Origin of the sequence: Pseudomonas sp. HMWF006, from assembly GCF_003061205.1 — a bacterium.
Lineage (GTDB): Bacteria > Pseudomonadota > Gammaproteobacteria > Pseudomonadales > Pseudomonadaceae > Aquipseudomonas > Aquipseudomonas monsensis.
Genome location: NZ_QAIU01000242.1, coordinates 14,482 through 17,958, shown reverse-complemented (window position 1 = coordinate 17,958; position 3,477 = coordinate 14,482). Strand labels below are relative to the sequence as shown.

Sequence of the window (3,477 nt, the reverse complement as noted above, 5' to 3'; positions counted from 1 at the left end):
TTCGGTGGCGGCGGTTTAACGGCCAGCTCGTCCTCCACCGGCGGCGGTGGTTCGACTACCGGCGCCGGTGGCGGCGGCTCGACCACTGGCGGCGCGGGAGGCGCCGGGCGCGAAAACTCGATGGTCATCGGTGGAATTTCCGGCGGCACAATCGGCAATGCCGGCGTCGGATGCTGATTGATCCAGTAGATCACCGCGCCATGCGCCAGCAGCGCCAGCACACCGAGCAGAAGCTTTTCGCGCCGGCTCAGGATGCCCTTGGGCGCACGCTGCAAACGCAACTGCCCCAATGGCACGCGATGGGGCCGGCCGAGATCGACCAGTTCACCACTCGGCGTCTGACGCCACAGCAATTCCTGTGCGCTCGCGGCGGTCTGGACATTGCCCATTGATTCACTCCCTGCGGTCTTTTTGCGTGCTCTACAAAAATGGCCGACCCACCGTTTATTGAACCCCCACGGTGCATCGCTGGGTGAATCATTGGGCCTGGTGCTTATCTCCGAAAGTAATCTTTAGTGTTATGGATAGGCTTTTATGGAATATAGAAACTGATCAATTTCGCCAAAGCCCCGCGCCATAAGGGCTGCAGCGATGCAGCAAAAACCGCATGCCTTTCAGGCATTGAAAGTATTCCTGCAACGCATCAAATTCAGTTGACGCGGTTTCACGGGACAACTCATAAAAAATAGAGCGTTGATTATTAATATTCCCCAAAACAAAAAAGGCCGATGCACTTTCGTGCACCGGCCTTTTAATCAAATCAACCATTATTGCTTGATAAACTCTCCTGCCAGCCCCACAACGTCGCCATCAAAGTTGTTACGTGAACCCACCGCACGAACTTTAGAGTAGTTGTGATCCGGTGAGAACAGTGTCCACGACTGATAGCCTGTACCGTCATTCAGTGCGGTGAACGTGATGATCGTCGGCTGCCCGGTGCTGTTCTGGAAATGATAATGCCCGTAAGCGATGTCGTAATTCACGCCATTCTGGCTGAACTTGCCGCTGAAGGTACCGTTGGAGTCGTTGCCATCGGTAATCGTCAGTTTGGCGCCAGCGTTAGCGTTTACATAACTGCCATTAATGCTCGACATAACGAGATTTCCTTTATCGTTGGATAAGTGTCTTCCGATGAGAGCAAGTTTCCTCCTGGAAACTCACGACAGTCAGGATGGTTCGACATTCGTATATTGTCCAAGCCACTGACTAATCAAGTTGCAATAAGCACCCCTGATTAAGCTCATAACTTATCGCCATTCCGTCGAGCATTAATTCCATTTCTACTAACGGCTCGCGCTGGCTTGTTGCACGCCAATGGCCGGGGCAATCACTGCGGTCTCGGAACGTGGCGTTCCAAGTGGCACCCAGTCATAACTCACAGGCAGCGCCCGATACACCCAGTTGCTGATCGCATCGCTGCCCGGCGCCTTGCCCAGGTACGGGCTGACGTATTCCCAGACGTTTTCACCGCTCGCCGTGACCTGGAAAAACCGCCCGTTCATGCCTTCGTCGATCAGCGTATTGCCATTGGGCAGACGTCGCGCACTGCTGATGAACGAACTGTAGAACGCCCATCCCGGCTGCTTCGAATTGGCCGCACTGTACTGCCAGACGATTTCGTTTTTCTGCGGATCGATTTCCAGCACCCGCGAGCCGGAAATCAGCCCGAGGGGGACGTTCGGATATCCCGCCGAACCCTGATTGTCGAATACCAGCAGGTTGCCGGCACCAGGCAGCCCGGCCGGGATGATGTGCGCGTCATGCTGGCCGACAAACTGGTCCACCGGGCGCGGCAGTTTTTGCGCGGTTTTTGGGTTGATCAGCGGCAAGTTCGGGCCGAGGCGCCAGACCACTTTTCCGGTCTTTTTGTCGATGATTGCAATGAAGTTGGCGTTGCGCGAATCGAGCAGCAGATTGTCCGGATTGAAGCGCTTGTCGCCGGCATCGAACCACTTGTTTGGCCCGACCACACTGAGGTTGTTGATATGCAGGTAATCCGGGTTGTCGCTGGCGCGCACCCGTTTCAATTGCTCGGGGGTAAAGCCGAATTCGTTGAGGTGCTCTGAGGCCAGCCACTGCCATTTCACCTCACCGCCGGGGCTGACTTCATAGATCGCATCATCAATCACCTCAGGCGCTTTGAAGCCTTTGATCGTGTGCACCTTGTTCGCCAGCACCACCGTGTTGCCGTTGCTCAAACGGCGCTGATCATGGTGCTGTTGCGCCGCACCACCGGGCGCCTTGTCGCCCCACTGCCAGACCACTTTGCCGTTCCAGTCGAGCTCGCCAACACTCTGGTTGCCCAGCCCGTTGCCGGCCGAACCGAGTTTGCCCGGCTCCTTCGCACTCAGTTGCAGCAGCACATGCCCGCGCTCACCGCCAACCAGTTTCGGGTCGATGATGGCCGACGGAAAACCTTCCTGGGGCCAGGTTTTCACCTCATTGCCATTCATGTCGATCAGGTGCGTCTGCTTGTCGGCGCCACTGAAGATCACGTACTGATTGAACGCCTTGTCCGGGTCGTACCGGGTCACTCCGGTCGGGTACACGCTGGGCGCGGCGAACGCGCCGGCACTGAAGACCGCGCCTGACAGCAATACCGGTAAAGCGGTTTTGATGCGCAACATTGTGCAGCTCCTTGAATGACGGATCAGAAGTCGTAGCGACCGGTAACCCCAAGGGTGCGCGGTGTGCCGAGCAAGCCTTCATAGCCGCCGTTGCCGCCGGTCCACAGGGTTGTGTAATAGGTCTTGTCGAAGGCGTTTTTCAGCCACAGCGAAACGTCCCACTGGCCCTGGTTGAAGTCGCCGCGCAGACCGGTGGAAAAGTTGACCACCGCGTAGCTCGGGATCTGCCCGTAGTCGGAATCCTCGACCGTGCCCACCGCCTTGGAGCGGAACGCGTAGCTGGCAGTGACGTAGGGTTCGAAACCGTTAGCCAGGTTCCACTTATATTCGCCGTTGGCGTTGCCGATCCATTTCGACGCGCCGACCACTTGATGCCCGGTAAGGTCGCAGGAGGCCGGAGCGCCCGGTGCGAGACTGACTTCCGGCGGGCACGGCGCATCTTTGTAGGAGAGATAGCTGACGTCGTTGTACGAGCCGTTGATGTTCAGGGTCAGGCCGCGCAGCGGGATCACGGTGCTTTCGAATTCGACGCCGCGCGACCGGACCGAGCCGGCGTTGGTCAGGTATTGCACGCGGTTGTCGGCGTCATAGGCGTTGGTCTGGTAAGCGTTGACCTGGGTCCAGAATACGTTGGCGTTGAGCTGCAAACGGTGATCCCACAGTGTGCTCTTGAACCCGAGTTCGGCGTTGTTCGCGCGTTCGGTGCCAATCAGCAACGACTCGGCCCCGGCCGTTGGCGCCGAGCCCACCGCCAGGTTGACCCCGCCGGATTTCTCGCCGTGGGAGAGCGTGGCATAGCCCAGCACGTCGTCGGTGATGCGGTAACTGAGGTTGAGCAGACCGGACGGGC

At 58.0% G+C, this 3,477-nt stretch carries 4 protein-coding genes and 1 pseudogene; all 5 read right to left on the bottom strand.

Going from position 1 to position 3,477, the window contains the following annotated elements; translation table 11 throughout:
- Positions 1 to 389 (bottom strand): annotated as a pseudogene (locus DBR24_RS31890) (energy transducer TonB); the annotation flags it as partial.
- 163 nt (positions 390 to 552) lie between these two features.
- A complete protein-coding gene (locus tag DBR24_RS09855; RefSeq protein WP_128614634.1) occupies positions 553 to 768 on the bottom strand; it encodes a hypothetical protein in 216 nt (71 codons plus the stop codon).
- Complete coding sequence (locus DBR24_RS09850; protein ID WP_123470484.1) at positions 768 to 1,094, bottom strand: hypothetical protein; 327 nt, start codon at positions 1,092 to 1,094, stop codon at positions 768 to 770. Before DBR24_RS09850 ends, DBR24_RS09855 begins: the two co-directional genes overlap by 1 nt.
- A 189-nt stretch (positions 1,095 to 1,283) precedes the next feature.
- On the bottom strand, positions 1,284 to 2,627 hold the full coding sequence (locus tag DBR24_RS09845; RefSeq protein WP_128614633.1) for an aryl-sulfate sulfotransferase: 1,344 nt from the start codon (positions 2,625 to 2,627) through the stop codon (positions 1,284 to 1,286).
- A 23-nt stretch (positions 2,628 to 2,650) separates the two neighbouring features.
- Positions 2,651 to 3,477 (bottom strand): TonB-dependent receptor (locus tag DBR24_RS31885; protein WP_256591374.1); only part of this gene is annotated, 827 nt, incomplete at its 5' end.